Origin of the sequence: Polynucleobacter sp. MWH-UH24A (genome assembly GCF_018687475.1) — a bacterium.
Classification (GTDB): Bacteria; Pseudomonadota; Gammaproteobacteria; order Burkholderiales; family Burkholderiaceae; genus Polynucleobacter.
The window spans coordinates 1173515-1187392 of sequence record NZ_CP061292.1; the positions used below are offsets into that span (position 1 = coordinate 1173515).

Annotated in this window: 16 protein-coding genes; 3 read left to right on the forward strand and 13 right to left on the reverse strand. The window is 46.9% G+C overall.

The window, feature by feature from the left end; genetic code table 11:
- Positions 1-37 precede the first annotated feature (37 nt).
- The 8 genes from phoB to ICV32_RS06215 all read right to left on the reverse strand — a co-directional run bounded on the left by phoB (position 38) and on the right by ICV32_RS06215 (position 6506).
- On the reverse strand, positions 38-748 hold the full coding sequence (phoB, locus tag ICV32_RS06180) for a phosphate regulon transcriptional regulator PhoB (RefSeq protein ID WP_215368980.1): 711 nt from the start codon (positions 746-748) through the stop codon (positions 38-40).
- Between the two features lie 3 nt (positions 749-751).
- A complete protein-coding gene (gene phoU / locus ICV32_RS06185; protein ID WP_215368994.1) occupies positions 752-1456 on the reverse strand; it encodes a phosphate signaling complex protein PhoU in 705 nt (234 codons plus the stop codon).
- Between the two features lie 12 nt (positions 1457-1468).
- Complete coding sequence (gene pstB, locus ICV32_RS06190) at positions 1469-2314, reverse strand: phosphate ABC transporter ATP-binding protein PstB (RefSeq protein ID WP_371817048.1); 846 nt, start codon at positions 2312-2314, stop codon at positions 1469-1471.
- Complete coding sequence (gene pstA / locus ICV32_RS06195; protein WP_215368996.1) at positions 2311-3168, reverse strand: phosphate ABC transporter permease PstA; 858 nt, start codon at positions 3166-3168, stop codon at positions 2311-2313. The genes pstB and pstA overlap by 4 nt, the downstream gene beginning before the upstream one ends.
- Positions 3168-4154, reverse strand: coding sequence for a phosphate ABC transporter permease subunit PstC (pstC, locus tag ICV32_RS06200; protein WP_215369011.1), 987 nt, complete (start codon positions 4152-4154; stop codon positions 3168-3170). The genes pstA and pstC overlap by 1 nt, the downstream gene beginning before the upstream one ends.
- A 71-nt stretch (positions 4155-4225) precedes the next feature.
- Positions 4226-5263 carry a phosphate ABC transporter substrate-binding protein PstS gene (gene pstS, locus ICV32_RS06205; protein WP_215369014.1) on the reverse strand — a complete coding sequence of 346 codons (1038 nt, stop codon included), beginning with the start codon at positions 5261-5263 and terminating at the stop codon, positions 4226-4228.
- 181 nt (positions 5264-5444) lie between these two features.
- Positions 5445-6125 carry a phasin family protein gene (locus ICV32_RS06210; RefSeq protein ID WP_215369029.1) on the reverse strand — a complete coding sequence of 227 codons (681 nt, stop codon included), beginning with the start codon at positions 6123-6125 and terminating at the stop codon, positions 5445-5447.
- 177 nt (positions 6126-6302) lie between these two features.
- Positions 6303-6506, reverse strand: coding sequence for a GDCCVxC domain-containing (seleno)protein (locus ICV32_RS06215; protein WP_215369030.1), 204 nt, complete (start codon positions 6504-6506; stop codon positions 6303-6305).
- A gap of 39 nt (positions 6507-6545) precedes the next feature.
- Between ICV32_RS06215 and ICV32_RS06220 the strand changes: the two genes are divergently transcribed.
- Complete coding sequence (locus ICV32_RS06220) at positions 6546-7496, forward strand: hypothetical protein (RefSeq protein WP_215369033.1); 951 nt, start codon at positions 6546-6548, stop codon at positions 7494-7496.
- 3 nt (positions 7497-7499) lie between these two features.
- Here ICV32_RS06220 and ICV32_RS06225 read toward each other — a convergent pair whose 3' ends face one another.
- A complete protein-coding gene (locus ICV32_RS06225; RefSeq protein WP_215369035.1) occupies positions 7500-9398 on the reverse strand; it encodes a PhoX family phosphatase in 1899 nt (632 codons plus the stop codon).
- A gap of 110 nt (positions 9399-9508) precedes the next feature.
- Between ICV32_RS06225 and ICV32_RS06230 the strand changes: the two genes are divergently transcribed.
- Positions 9509-10159, forward strand: a complete 651-nt coding sequence (locus ICV32_RS06230) for a ceramidase domain-containing protein (RefSeq protein WP_215369037.1) — start codon at positions 9509-9511, stop codon at positions 10157-10159.
- 14 nt (positions 10160-10173) lie between these two features.
- Here ICV32_RS06230 and ICV32_RS06235 read toward each other — a convergent pair whose 3' ends face one another.
- Both ICV32_RS06235 and ppk2 read right to left on the reverse strand, forming a co-directional pair.
- On the reverse strand, positions 10174-10353 hold the full coding sequence (locus ICV32_RS06235; protein ID WP_215369039.1) for a hypothetical protein: 180 nt from the start codon (positions 10351-10353) through the stop codon (positions 10174-10176).
- Between the two features lie 23 nt (positions 10354-10376).
- On the reverse strand, positions 10377-11282 hold the full coding sequence (ppk2, locus tag ICV32_RS06240; protein ID WP_251371822.1) for a polyphosphate kinase 2: 906 nt from the start codon (positions 11280-11282) through the stop codon (positions 10377-10379).
- A 206-nt stretch (positions 11283-11488) separates the two neighbouring features.
- Between ppk2 and ICV32_RS06245 the strand changes: the two genes are divergently transcribed.
- On the forward strand, positions 11489-11659 hold the full coding sequence (locus ICV32_RS06245) for a hypothetical protein (RefSeq protein WP_215369043.1): 171 nt from the start codon (positions 11489-11491) through the stop codon (positions 11657-11659).
- Here the strand turns inward: ICV32_RS06245 and glmM are convergent.
- Both glmM and folP read right to left on the reverse strand, forming a co-directional pair.
- Entirely contained in the window at positions 11656-12996 is a 1341-nt protein-coding gene (gene glmM / locus ICV32_RS06250) for a phosphoglucosamine mutase (protein ID WP_215369053.1), read from the reverse strand. The two genes, ICV32_RS06245 and glmM, sit on opposite strands and share 4 nt — an antisense overlap.
- A 15-nt stretch (positions 12997-13011) precedes the next feature.
- Complete coding sequence (gene folP, locus ICV32_RS06255) at positions 13012-13878, reverse strand: dihydropteroate synthase (RefSeq protein ID WP_215369055.1); 867 nt, start codon at positions 13876-13878, stop codon at positions 13012-13014.

Consider the following 13878-nt stretch of genomic DNA (forward strand, 5'->3'; position numbering starts at 1 on the left):
GCATCTTGAAGCGATGCTCAAAATTTAAGCAAGCCGATTAACCTGGGGTTTTGGTGATTCGGTAGCCGCTACCGCGCACGGTCTCAATGTATTGATCGCAATTGGCTTCGGATAAGGCTGAACGCAAGCGCTTAATGTGAACATCAACGGTTCGCTCTTCGATATAAACCTGGTCACCCCAGACCCGATCGAGTAAATGCGAGCGCGTATGAACCCGCTCTGGATTACTCATGAAGAACTGAAGTAGGCGAAATTCCGTTGGTCCTAAATTGACAAACTGATCTTTTTCACCCGGATGAGACACAGTGACCCGATGGGTTGAGGGATCCAATTGCATAGGACCTAGCTTTAAGACTTCATCACCTAGTCCCAAGACCGAATTTCGTCGCAGCAATGCCTTCACTCTGGCAATCAGCTCCTTCGGTGAAAATGGCTTCGTGACATAATCATCCGCCCCAGAATCTAGCCCCTGGATCTTATCGGCCTCTGCTCCTTTGGCGGTGAGCATCAAAATGGGGATATTTTGCAACTCAGGGCTCGCGCGCAGCTCTTTGGTAAATTGCACTCCCGACTTACCGGGCATCATCCAATCCAAAATCAAGAGATCAGGCCGATGAACACGAATCATCCGCATCGCCTCCTCGGCCTGCAAGGCTCGGTCGACGGTAAATCCCGAATGGCTTAGGTTAATCGCAATCAGTTCTGCAATCGAAGGTTCGTCTTCAACAATCAGAATGCGATGGGGCATAGGCTATTTAGTTGCTTCGCGAACCAGATCATCATGGGGCACATGACGCACGTCTGAACCCTTCACAATATAAATTACAAATTCAGCAATATTTTTTGCGTGATCGCCAACGCGCTCAATCGCTTTTGCAATAAAGAGGAGATCCAATCCGGTGGAGATCATCTTTGGGTCTTCGGCCATATAAGTGATGAGCTTCCGTACAAAACCCCTGAACTCTTCATCAATTTGCTTATCGTCTTCGACCACCTTCGCAGCACCAACCGCATCAAGTCGGGCAAAACAATCGAGCGACTGCCTTAAGAGATCGATCGCCATTTGGCCAGAGAGCTTAATCTCAGCAGCATTAATCTTGTAGCTCACAGACTGCTCGATAATACGCTTAGAACGCTTCGCAACCCGCTCAGCCTCATCACCGGCACGCTCTAAATTCGTAATGGCCTTTGAAATCGCCATCACCAATCGCAAATCACGAGCCGTTGGCTGACGACGGGCAATTAGTTCTGCGCAAGACGAATCAATCTCCACTTCTAAGGAATTAACAGTTTTTTCCCGATCAATCACCTGATTGCACAAATCAATATTGGTCTCTGAGAAACCACGCATCGCAACTTCAATTTGCGATTCCACCAAACCACCCATTTGCAGCAACTTACTGCAAAGAGAATTTAAGTCTTCATCAAATTGCGATGAGAGATGGCGGTCGTTCATAATGTCTCCTAATTAACCAAAGCGTCCAGTAATGTAATCTTCGGTTTCTTTCTTAGCGGGTTTAATAAAGATTTGGTCGGTCTTGCCGTATTCGATGAGCTCACCAAGGTACATATAGGCAGTGAAGTCAGAAACACGGGCAGCCTGCTGCATATTATGGGTCACGATCGCAATCGTGTAATCTTTTTTGAGCTCATTAATCAATTCTTCGATCTTGGCAGTCGAAATTGGATCCAGAGCCGAGGTTGGCTCGTCCAACAACAAAATCGAGGGCTTGACCGCTACGCCACGGGCAATACAGAGGCGCTGCTGCTGGCCGCCAGAAAGGGATAAACCGCTCTGATTGAGCTTATCTTTCGCTTCAGTCCAAAGAGCTGCCTTGTTTAAAGCCCACTCGACGCGTTCATCCATTTCAGCTTTAGAAAGACGCTCGTACAAGCGCACACCAAACGCAATGTTCTCATAAATGGACATTGGAAATGGGGTGGGCTTTTGGAAGACCATACCAATCCGTGAGCGGAGCAAGTTAACGTCCTTACCCTTTTCCAGAATATTCTCACCGTAGAAATTGATTTCGCCCTCAGCGCGCTGGCCTGGGTAGAGGTCGTACATGCGATTTAAGGTACGCAATAAGGTCGATTTACCGCAACCCGATGGTCCAATAAAGGCCGTGACTCTGCGCTCTAGGATATTCAGGTTAATGTTTTTTAAACCCTGGAAACTTCCATAAAAGAAGTTCAGGTTTTTAATCTCAAGCGCGTTCACTGCGGTTGTATCAGTCGAATGAGCAATCTGTCCCTCTCCTGCACTCGATTGATTAATATCAGAATGGAACATCGATTTCATAGTAGTTGTCATACGCTTACCTTTTCACGCAATAATACGCGGGCTAGAATGTTTAAACCTAAAACTGTGAATGTAATTAAGAGTGCGCCACCCCAAGCTAGGCTAACCCAATTGTCATAAGGGCTCATTGCAAACTGGAAGATTACGACCGGCAAGTTCGCCATTGGGGCATTCATATTAGTTGAAAAGAACTGATTATTAAGGGCTGTAAAGAGTAATGGTGCTGTTTCGCCACTCACACGAGCAATTGCTAACAATACGCCAGTAATCACACCACTTTTCGCAGCGCGCAAGACCACACTCATCGAAACCTTCCACTTTGGCGCACCTAATGCGAATGCTGCTTCACGGAGTGTGGTGGGTACCAACTTCAGCATGTTTTCAGTAGTACGCACAACCACTGGGATTGCAATCAGCGAAAGTGCCACAGTTCCAGCCCAACCCGAGAAATGCTTCACGTTATAAACAATGATTGCGTAGACAAAGAGGCCAATCACAATCGAAGGGGCTGACAGCATAATGTCGGTCACAAAACGAGTTACTTCAGAGAACTTGTTATTCTCGCCGTATTCTGACAAGTAAATACCGGCTAGGATTCCAATCGGCGTACTAAAGAATGCACAGAAAAAAACCATCATCAAGCTACCAACGATGGCATTTGCTAAACCACCTCCATCGGTTCCAGGTGCGGGTGTGCTTGCAAAAAATAAGGAAGGGCTAATTGCAGCAAATCCATTCCAAAGGAGGATTGCAAGAATCCAGAGTAGGAATGCCATACCAATCAGCATGGCAGTTATAGAAAAAGTTAGGCCAATGGCGTTTGCACGCTTGCGCTTTGCAAATAAAGACGGATCGCGAGTGCTCATTAGGTCTTCGCTCCTTGATTCGCTTCCATGCGCATTAACATAATTTTTGCCAGGGTTAGAACAACAAATGTAATGACAAACAGAGCTAGGCCGAGGGCAAATAACGAGGAGTAATGCAGACCGACCTCTGCCTCCCCAAACTCATTGGCTAAGGTCGATGCAATTGAGTTTCCAGGGGCAAATAACGAGGGAGAAATCTTGTGCGCATTACCAATCACAAAGGTTACCGCCATGGTCTCACCTAAGGCGCGCCCTAAGCCCAACATAATTCCACCAATTACACCGGTCTTGGTGTACGGCAACACGACATTCTTAACCACTTCCCAAGTGGTGCAACCAATTCCATAAGCCGACTCCTTAAGAACCGGAGGAACGATCTCAAATACATCGCGCATCACCGAAGCAATAAATGGCAGAACCATCATTGCCAGTATTAAACCGGCGCACAGAATACCAATGCCATTAAAAGCGCCTGAGAACAAAATACCAAGTCCGGGTATCTGACCCAAGGTACCAGCCAAAGCAGGCTGAATGTACTTAGCAAATAAGGGTGCAAAAATGAACAAACCAAACATGCCGTAGATGATGGAAGGTACAGCAGCCAGAATCTCAACGGCGGTCCCCAAAGGACGCTTGAGAACTTGTGGGCACATTTCAGTCAGAAACACTGCAATACCGAAGCTCAGTGGTACTGCGATTAACAAAGCAATCACCGAAGTGATAACGGTACCGTAGATTGCAATTAATCCACCAAACTCACCATTGATGATGTCCCATTCAACGGTAGTGAAGAATCCAAAACCAAATTTACTTAAAGCAGGTGCAGCATTAAAAATCAATGAAGCGATGATGCCAAGTAAGGTCAGGAGAACAGAAAGTGCAAAAAACTGAGTGGCGTATTTAAATAGTCGATCTAGAGTTCGCTGACGCTTCGCAATTCTTAAAACCGAATCATTCACTGCATTGGTATTTAACACTGCTTCCATGGATTAAACCTTTTTAGACAAAATCAGCCCTAGATGACCTAGGGCTGATCTTAAAACAGTCAGTAATAATATTACTTGGTATTAATTTGATTCCAAACGTTCTTACGAATGAAGTCAGTTGTTGCGTCAGGCATTGCAACATAGTCTAGTTCAGCAGCCATCTTCTTACCCTCTTTGAAAGCGAAGTCAAAGAACTTCAACACTTCGGCAGAACTTGCCTTGTTATTTGGGTTTTTGTACATCAAGATGAATGATGCGCCAGTGATTGGCCAAGACTTAGCACCGCCTGCATTGGTAATAAAGGTTCCCATACCAGGAATCTTTGCCCAATCCGTACCTGCTGCAGCGGCGGCAAATGTCTCGTCATCTGGTTGAACGAACTGACCAGAAGCATTGCGCAATTGAATGTGAGTCATGTTGTTCTTCTTAGCATAGGCATACTCAACATAGCCAATCGAGTTCTTCACACGTGATACGTTCGCAGCAACACCTTCGTTACCCTTACCACCAACCGATGAAGCAGCAGGCCACTTCACAGCAGCGCCAGCACCAACGGCGGATTTCCAATCTGCACTCACTTTAGCCAAGTAGTCAGTAAAAATTGCAGTTGTACCAGATCCGTCTGCACGGTGAACCACGGTAATCTCACCTGCAGGAATCTTCACACCAGGATTCAAATCAGCAATCCGCTTGTCATTGAAGTTGGTGATTTTTCCTTGGAAAATATCAGCCAAGGTTTGGCCATCTAAACGAATTTGACCAGGCTTGATACCGTCTAAGTTAATGATCGGTACAACACCACCGATAATTGCGGGGAACTGAACCAATCCATCGGCCTGTAGATCCTCAAACTTCACTGGGTTATCAGTTGCACCAAAGTCTACAGTCTTGGCTTTAATTTGTTTGATACCGCCTGAGGAACCAATTGATTGGTAGTTCAAACCAGTGCCAGTACGAGCTTTATAAGCTTCAGCCCACTTGGCATAAATTGGGAAAGGGAATGTTGCGCCAGCACCAGTAATGTCCGCAGCAAAAGCGGCTGGAGCAAAACTTGCCGTTGTTATGGAAAGAGCCGCTACTGCTAGGGCTTTTTTCAAAGTAATCGTCATTGATCTTCCTTTAAATGATTTCGCACATTGCGATAATCAAACAATAGAGATTAAATATGACGATTTAATGACAATTTAAAGTGTAGGGAATCTAAAAATTCCTTACAAATCAATTATTAAGGAAACGTTCTCTACCGCTTGATCGTAGCGATTACCTGGAAAAAGCCCCAAAAATCTCAGGTTAATTGCTGATGGGATTGCCTGCCGCTGGTGTAGTGACTGGGGCAGCTGGAACGGCCGCAACCTTCTCAACAGGGGCTTTCTTGGCGGGAGCCTTTTTCTTGGCTGCTGGGGATTTTCTTGGAACTAATTTCTTAGTAGGCGCCCTTTTCTTGCTAGCCACCTTGGATTGAATGGTTTTGCTAGCCTTCTTTGCCGCACTTTCGATGTTCTTTTCAGCAAGTTCGACCGCATCGGCAACAGCTTTACGTCCTTCCTTGAATACTTTGGCACCGGCGTCTGACACCTCACGAACGACCTTGGCCAACTTCTCGCCACCCATCGGGATCTTCTTATCGGCCTCTTTAATCCAGTCACTAATCGCATCACGCGCACGATCAAAGTGCTTCTCGGCACCATCGGCTGCCTCATTACCAATGTCCTTGAGGATTGCTTTTACCTTCCTCTGATAAACACTCATTCGCTTAGCTGCATCGTCAGCCGCTTTTTTCTGCATGGCCTGTAACTTCGTCACATCCTTTTGCGCTGCCGTTTTGGCTGCCTCCATGGCCTGTTGCATGTTGTAGCGCAACTCCGCAGCATGATGCTCACTTAACTGCTTCGCAGCATCGAGTAACTTATGAGAAAGGGTAAAGAGTTCTTTCGCTTTGGCTTTCTTTGCAGCTTCAGACGGCTTTTTCATTCCATACCTCGAGACGATTTAAGGAAAATCAGTCTAGCAAAGCAATATGACAATAAATTGCTGCGATGCACAATGATTAGATTGTCATGAATACGACACTAAATAGTCACACACTCAGTGGAAAATGTAAAAAACTCCCTAAAGTTGTCGTTACCGCCCCGTATTGGCGGTCTTTTTTTAAGAGGCGAGGTTTTGATCAACTTGACTGCACAGCACATCCCCATAACTACACAAGATGCAGCAATCATTTTTACTAACGCCATAGGGGCGATGGCAGTGCATACATTGATGGAATTGCTTACTATCACTGGCATCAACCGAAATGATTTCAGTTGCCTGGCAGTGGGGGCATGTTAGTGTTGCTTGCGTAAGTTGATTCATTATTACCCTGCGATTTTCCTGAAGAATTATTTCAATCTGATGAAATCAATAAAAAATAATCTGCGTTACATTCTGACCGCCCTTCTCTTAAGCGTTGGCTGCCTAGCTCTAGCACCAGTCAACGCCAACCCAATTCGATTTGTGACGCTTGGTGATATGCCCTATCGTTCAGCCGATGAAGCTCTATTTGCAAATCTCATTACCGAAATTAATCGAACCAATCCCGCGTTCACGATCTTTGTCGGCGATACCAAAAGTGGTGGTTCGCCATGCACCAATACCTATCTTGAATCCATCTGGAAATCCTTCAATCGGTTTGAGAGCCCATTAATTTATACGCCTGGTGATAACGAATGGACCGATTGCCATCGGCCATCGGCCGGGTCATTTGATCCAGAGGAGCGCTTGCGATTTATTCGCCAGTTGTATTTTCAAAATAGCGACAGCTTGGGTAAAAAACCGCTGCGCCTGATTCGGCAAGCCGATATTGATCCAGAACACAAAATCTTTGTTGAGAATGCTTACTGGATTAGTGGCACCACTCTCTTTGCCACAGTGCACGTGGTTGGCTCGAACAATAATTTTGAGAATGCAAATGAATATGCCATGCGCAATCGCGCCAATCTCGCTTGGCTTGATTATGTTGTTAAAGTTGCACAAGACAGAGCGCTCGATCATCTAGTAATTGCGATGCAAGCGGATTTATTTTATTCACCTGAGCAAGCAAGCTCACCAAAAAGTGGTTTACGTGAAACGATTGCGCGCCTTAATCAACTTTTATCGCAATGGAATAAACCCGCATTGGTAATCCATGGCGATAGCCATCAACTCATCATTGATCAGCCCTTCAAGCACCCGGGTACGAAAAGCGCTATTGAGCGTGCCTATCGAATACAAGTGATGGGTGATCATCAAGTTGAAGCACTTGAAATCACCATCGATTCAGAAAAGCGCAGCCCCTTTAGTTTTCGTCCATTGGTGATTCGTTAGCGACTATGCTCCGACGGGCTTGCCGTCCTCGCGCCAAATCACAATCGTTGCGGAACGTGGTCGTGAGAACAGTTTACGATCCGGCCAATCGCTAACTGCTTTTGGCTTATCGGGATTACTGCGCTCACTTGGACTCTCCCCTGGATGTTGAATATTGACAAACATCGTTTTGTAATCGGGTGTTAGATCAACGCCAGTCACCTCAGAGCCATTTGGACCAATCAGAAAACGCCTAAACTCACGCGTTACCGGGTCTGCAGCAAACATCATATTGTTGGTAATCCGTGCATAGGCACCCTTCCCAAGAGCTCCAGAAGAGATATCGGTCTGAGTCCATAAGATGCCGCGTTGATCAAACCACAAACCATCGGGTGAGCCAAACACATCCCCCCGAATATTGCCTTTTAGGTTAGGGTCGGTGTTATCAGGATCACCTGCTAAGACAAAGATCTCCCAATCGAATCGATCATTTGCTGCGTCCTGTTGGCGTGGCCGCCAGCGAATAATATGCCCCATCTGATTGTTCTCCCGCGGACTAGCAGCATTGATGGGAAACTCTTTACCACGCTGATTGTTGTTGGTCAGTGCTACATAAACATCCTTCGAAGTTGGGTGTACTGCTACCCACTCCGGGCGATCTAAAGGAGTTGCCTTCACCTGATCAGCCGCCAAGCGTGTTTCAACCAAGATGTATGCTTGATCGGCAAAACCGTTCTCTGGAGTTAAACCATTTTGTCCAAATACCAAGGGAATCCATCGACCTTCCCCATTATCAGAAAACTGTGCAACCGATAAGGTGCCCTCATCAAGAAGTGTACGATTGAGTTCGGGTTGATTGGGTTGATACTTATTCTTGCTGACATAGCGATACACATACTCACCGCGCTGATCATCGCCCATATACACCACCACCCGTCCATCCTTCGCCAAGGTCACTTCAGCACCCTCGTGCTTGAAGCGCCCTAATGCGGTGCGCTTAATCGGTGCCTGATCGGGATTGCGCGGATCAATTTCAACAACCCAACCAAAGCGATTGGGTTCATTGGGATTGAGATCCACATTAAAACGATCATCAAATTCTTCCCAGCGGTAACCAAAGCCTTTGGCATTAATACCAATACGCTGCTCTTCCTTGGATACCTTCCCCTTCTTCACAAAGTATCCGTTAATGTTCTCTTCGCAGGTCAGGTAAGTACCCCATGGCGTTACACCATTTGCGCAATTGTTAATCGTGCCTAAAGCCAAACGACCTTTGGGATCGGATGCGGTTTGCAGATACTTGCTGCCAGCGGCAGGGCCTGAAATAGCGCACGGAGTATAGCCAGTAATGCGACGAGTATAGGGTCCTGATACCACTTGCCAGCTTCCCTTCTCATCCTTTTGAATATGCGCAACAGTAACGCCGTGTGCTGCTTGGCTCTTTCTGACCTTCTCCAAGGACCAATTCTTCATGCCATCTGGATGCAAGAGTCCATCATCGGTGTATTCGTGGTTCACAACCCATAAGCCTTTACTGGATGAACCTTGATCGGGAAAGAATGCGCAACCATCATGGTGCATACCAAATTGTTTGGCTTGCTGCTCAGGTGTATTAATTACATCGTAGGAAATCACCGGAAACTTACCGTTAATCGGATCTCCCCAGGCTGCCAATACCGCCCAGCGGTATCCTTTGGGAACCACAATACCATCCGTTGCCATGCTAAGTGGGACGGATTCAAAGGTAAAGGGTTTGGCTGCGCCCCAAACGGATTTTGCAGTTTGTGCAAATCCAAGATTAGAACCAAAGAGCGCAACAACTGCAGCACTTGATTTCAGAAATAAGCGGCGCTGCGATTGCTCCGTAATAGCTTGGGCAGGATCAAATCGCTGATTAACAATCGGGTTATCGAATTCATTCATGGGTTACCTAACAGGCTATTGAAAGAAAATATCTTCTAATAGCTTAATGACAGTTTAATGAATACCATTGCAGTCACTGAAATACCAATGTTCTCATTTAAGATGGAGTAATGGGTACTTGGCTTAATCCAGTTGATATCTACTGCGAGCGCTTGGATGCTAGCTTTTGGTCTGAGCCCATCAATGCAATCACCAATCTAGCGTTCATCATCGCCGGATGGTTGATTTGGCGTATACGATCACCTCGATCTGGCTTGATGGCTATTTTGCTCATTCTAATTGGCCTTGGCAGCTTTAGTTTTCATACCTTTGCTAATCGACTAACGGGTCTCTTAGATGTTCTTGCGATCGCACTTTACTTGGTTAGCTTTGCCTACCTAATTCCAAAACAATGGTCATGGGGCTCGCACTGGACTCAAATCGGATCTGTGATTACGCTCTTTATTCTGATTGTGCTTTGTCAATTGGCAATTAATTACATGAAACCTGCATTACCTTGGATGCCCTCAGGTATGTATGTTGGAGCCTGGTCAGCATTACTTCTCTATGCGGTGCTAACCCAGAACTCCAATCCTATCGCTGCCCGCTACTTATGGTTCGCAGTGCTTGTGTTTCCTTTCTCGCTCCTCAGTCGCCAACTGGATATGCCCTTATGCGAATCAGGCTTTAGTACCCACTGGTTATGGCATGTACTGAATGGAGTAACTCTCTATTTGACGAGTTATGGTCTTTGTCAGAGAACCGACCAAACTAGGAACTAAATCAACCTCTGCAATTAATTTGGAATCTTGCCAGCCGCAAATGAGGCAGGATCATCCTTCTCATAAAGGCACCAGTACTGGATCTCATTAAACAAGAACTCCCGTTCTTTGTAGGTTACTTCACGAAAATCCTCTAGTGAAATTCCCTCACCCGCTCGCAATTGTGTCATTAAAGCAATCATTTGATCCCGCATCACAAGCCCCTCTTGAATTGAAATTAGTAAATATCTGGCACGTACATTTCTTTTGGTACTGGCCCGCGGATGTAGTCCGGGTTATGGACTCGCTCAGGCAAGACGATATGAGGATGGTCAATCTCCTGATGTGGAATTTGAGATAGCAGGTGATGAATGCAATTGAGACGGGCACGTTTTTTATCATTCGCGGCCACCACCCACCAAGGCGCTTCGGGTCGATGAGTAGCCTCTAGCATTGCTTCTTTCGCTTTGGTGTAATCCTCCCAGCGTCGTCTTGACTCTAGATCCATAGGACTCAACTTCCACTGCTTTAAGGGATCGTGGATACGTTGAGTAAAACGGTTGTATTGCTCCTCATCAGAAATCGAGAACCAATACTTGATCAAGATAATTCCGGAGCCGATGATCATTTTTTCAAACTCAGGTACGGTCTCAAGAAACTCCCGATACTCTTTATCGGTACAAAAGCCCATCACCTTTTCAACGCCAGCGCGGTTATACCAACTACGATCAAACAACACAATTTCACCCGCTGCCGGCAAGTGTGCGATGTAGCGCTGAAAGTACCACTGAGTCTTCTCTCGCTCCGATGGTGCCGATAGGGCAACCACTCGGCAAACGCGTGGATTTAGACGTTGAGTAATTCGTTTAATGGCTCCGCCCTTACCTGCTGAATCACGGCCTTCAAACAGGACAACGACTTTGAGCTTTTGATGAACCACCCAGTCTTGTAATCTGATGAGCTCTTTTTGAAGACGAAAGAGTTCCCGAAAATAGAATTGGCGATTAATTGAAATGAGGCCATCGCCATCGTCACCCAGTCTCTGGTCGTCGAGCTCAAGCTCAAGCTCCTCATCCAAATCATCAAGAATTTCATCTTGGGCTTTTTTGTACCACTCGGAGAGTTCTTCCTGGTTTAATTTCACGATTGGGCTCCTTTTGTGCATACCTTACAAAAGCCCCATGACTGAAATGTGACAACTCCATCCCTGACATAAAACTGACATCATGGTGTCATGAATCAGGATCATCATTTTAATCTCCCTTCATGTTGTTTTTGATCCGCCCCTTGTGGGCGGTTTTTTTGGGAGTCTGGATCAAGTTCGACCTAAGATCGATACGGAGACACGCCATGGATAACAAGGACAAAATTACACTCGCTGAACTTGAAAATCAGTTCAGGCATTACGATATTGACCATCAAGTGAAAGATCGCTTGATCTGGCAATACCTCATAAATCGAAAGATGAAACGCGAGAGAGACATCCAACAGAATGAAGTGGATACCGATTGGGAAAACTAAACGCTGACTTCCCTTGCGATTGCCTCGGCACTCGCTTGTGCCAGGCTTTGCTGATTGGCTTCGACCATGATGCGCAGGACCGGCTCGGTTCCTGAGGGTCGGATTAGAACTCTACCCTTACCGATTAAGCTTTCCTCGACCTTGCTGACCATCGCATTGAGCTTGTGATCGGCTTGCCATTCATAGTTTGCATTGGTCTTCACATTGATGAGCACTTGTGGATAAATGGTGATGCCATCTAATAGTTCGTTGAGGGATTGTTGCTTTTGTTGCATCGCTGCGAGTACTTGCAGAGCTGCAATCGTGCCATCGCCGGTGCTGTGTTGATCAAGGCATAAGAGATGCCCTGAGCCCTCTCCGCCAATGACCCACTGCTTGGCTTGCAAGAGTTCAAGTACGTAGCGGTCTCCAACCTTCGCTCGCTCAAATCCAAGACCGAGGTTCTTGATGGCAACTTCAATTGCTAAGTTCGTCATTAGGGTGCCAACCACTCCACCCATCGCCTTGCCTTGCTCTGAGCGATCTTTAGCCAAGATGTAGAGGAGCTCATCGCCATTAAATAGGCGCCCGCTTTGATCAACCATTTGCAATCGATCGGCATCACCATCGAGTGCTATACCAATATCAGCATTGACTTCCTTCACTTTGGCAATCAGCGCAGCGGGTGCGGTTGCACCACAATGATCATTAATGTTTTTGCCATTCGGCTCCACCCCAATCGCAATCACCTCAGCACCGAGCTCATGAAATACTGGTGGTGCGGTGTGATAGGCAGCGCCATTGGCGCAATCGACCACAATCTTCAATCCTTTGAGATTAAGGTCTTGTGGAAAAGTGGATTTGCAAAACTCAATGTAGCGCCCTGCGGCATCATCCAATCGAAATGCCTTACCAATTTTGTCGGAGCTCACGCAGCCCATCGGTTTCTCGAGCTCCGCCTCAATCTCAAGCTCCGTAGCATCGGTGAACTTGTCGCCCTTGCCATTAAAAAACTTGATGCCGTTATCGTGATAGGGGTTATGCGACGCAGAGATCACCACTCCAGCAGATAGGCGCAGTGCTTTGGTGAGATAAGCGACCCCAGGTGTTGGCATCGGTCCACAGAGAGTCACATCAACACCTGCGGCCGAGAACCCAGACTCCAAAGCTGCTTCAAGGAGATAACCTGAGACCCGTGTGTCTTTACCAATTAGGATACGTTGACGCTCATTCGCTTTGCCATGGCGCTTAAGTACCATGCCAGTGGCGTAACCGAGGCGCAACATAAACTCCGGGACAATCGGTGGCACACCAACTTCCCCCCGAATGCCATCGGTCCCAAAATATTTTTTAGTCATGATTCATTATAAAACTTAGGTACTTTGCTCTTTCGTGGCTTGCCAAACCTGCAGTGCACTTACGGTCTCAGGCACATCATGAGTGCGAACAATCATGGCGCCGCGCTCCACGGCTAAGATGGCTGCAGCAATACTCGGGAGCAGACGCTCGCCGACCTCAAGATTGGTGACCTTGCCCAGCATGGACTTGCGTGATAAACCTGCTAAGACCGGGTAGCCATGTTCAACAAACGCGTCCATATGCGCCAATAACTGATAGTTGTGCTCAAGGCTTTTACCAAACCCAAAACCGGGATCGATGGCAATACGTTGTGGATCAACGCCCGCCTCTTCAATGATCGCGGCGCGCTCCAATAAAAATGCTTGCACTTCTTGAACAACGTGTTCGTAATTGGGATCAAATTGCATGGTTTGGGGATCACGTTGCATATGCATCAATACGATGCCACATTGGGTTGACTTCACAACATCCACTGCCCCTGCTTGTCGCAAGGCCCAAATGTCATTGACGCAATCAACGCCCATGGCAAGGGCTGCTTGCATGGTTTGTGGCTTGTAGGTATCAATCGATAACGCAACACCGCAATCTTTAAGGGCTTCGATAACAGGTAGAACTCGATCGAGCTCCTCTTGCAAGCCAACAGGTTGTGCTCCTGGTCGGGTGGACTCTCCACCAATATCAATGATGTCAACGCCAGCAGCGAGCATTTTCTCGGCCTGCGCAAGCCCTGCATCCCGTTGATAAAAACGTCCGCCATCCGAGAATGAATCCGGCGTGGCATTGAGGATGCCCATCACCAATGGACGTTTGTGTTGATCGGAGGGGAACTCAAAAAGAAAACGCCCGCAGCGCCATGCCACGGGCGAGGATGAATACAGCAT

What these genes read in the sequence shown, in the direction of transcription:
- ICV32_RS06225 (WP_215369035.1), bottom strand. Translation starts at nt 9,398, where the DNA reads ATGAATGAATTCGATAACCCGATTGTTAATCAGCGATTTGATCCTGCC.
- folP (WP_215369055.1), bottom strand. Translation starts at nt 13,878, where the DNA reads ATGCTGTATTCATCCTCGCCCGTGGCATGGCGCTGCGGGCGTTTTCTT.
- pstC (WP_215369011.1), bottom strand. Translation starts at nt 4,154, where the DNA reads ATGGAAGCAGTGTTAAATACCAATGCAGTGAATGATTCGGTTTTAAGA.
- ICV32_RS06220 (WP_215369033.1), top strand. Translation starts at nt 6,546, where the DNA reads ATGAAATCAATAAAAAATAATCTGCGTTACATTCTGACCGCCCTTCTC.
- pstA (WP_215368996.1), bottom strand. Translation starts at nt 3,168, where the DNA reads ATGAGCACTCGCGATCCGTCTTTATTTGCAAAGCGCAAGCGTGCAAAC.
- glmM (WP_215369053.1), bottom strand. Translation starts at nt 12,996, where the DNA reads ATGACTAAAAAATATTTTGGGACCGATGGCATTCGGGGGGAAGTTGGT.
- pstB (WP_371817048.1), bottom strand. Translation starts at nt 2,314, where the DNA reads ATGACAACTACTATGAAATCGATGTTCCATTCTGATATTAATCAATCG.
- pstS (WP_215369014.1), bottom strand. Translation starts at nt 5,263, where the DNA reads ATGACGATTACTTTGAAAAAAGCCCTAGCAGTAGCGGCTCTTTCCATA.
- ICV32_RS06210 (WP_215369029.1), bottom strand. Translation starts at nt 6,125, where the DNA reads ATGAAAAAGCCGTCTGAAGCTGCAAAGAAAGCCAAAGCGAAAGAACTC.
- ICV32_RS06230 (WP_215369037.1), top strand. Translation starts at nt 9,509, where the DNA reads ATGGGTACTTGGCTTAATCCAGTTGATATCTACTGCGAGCGCTTGGAT.
- ICV32_RS06245 (WP_215369043.1), top strand. Translation starts at nt 11,489, where the DNA reads ATGGATAACAAGGACAAAATTACACTCGCTGAACTTGAAAATCAGTTC.
- phoB (WP_215368980.1), bottom strand. Translation starts at nt 748, where the DNA reads ATGCCCCATCGCATTCTGATTGTTGAAGACGAACCTTCGATTGCAGAA.
- phoU (WP_215368994.1), bottom strand. Translation starts at nt 1,456, where the DNA reads ATGAACGACCGCCATCTCTCATCGCAATTTGATGAAGACTTAAATTCT.
- ICV32_RS06235 (WP_215369039.1), bottom strand. Translation starts at nt 10,353, where the DNA reads ATGCGGGATCAAATGATTGCTTTAATGACACAATTGCGAGCGGGTGAG.
- ICV32_RS06215 (WP_215369030.1), bottom strand. Translation starts at nt 6,506, where the DNA reads ATGAATCAACTTACGCAAGCAACACTAACATGCCCCCACTGCCAGGCA.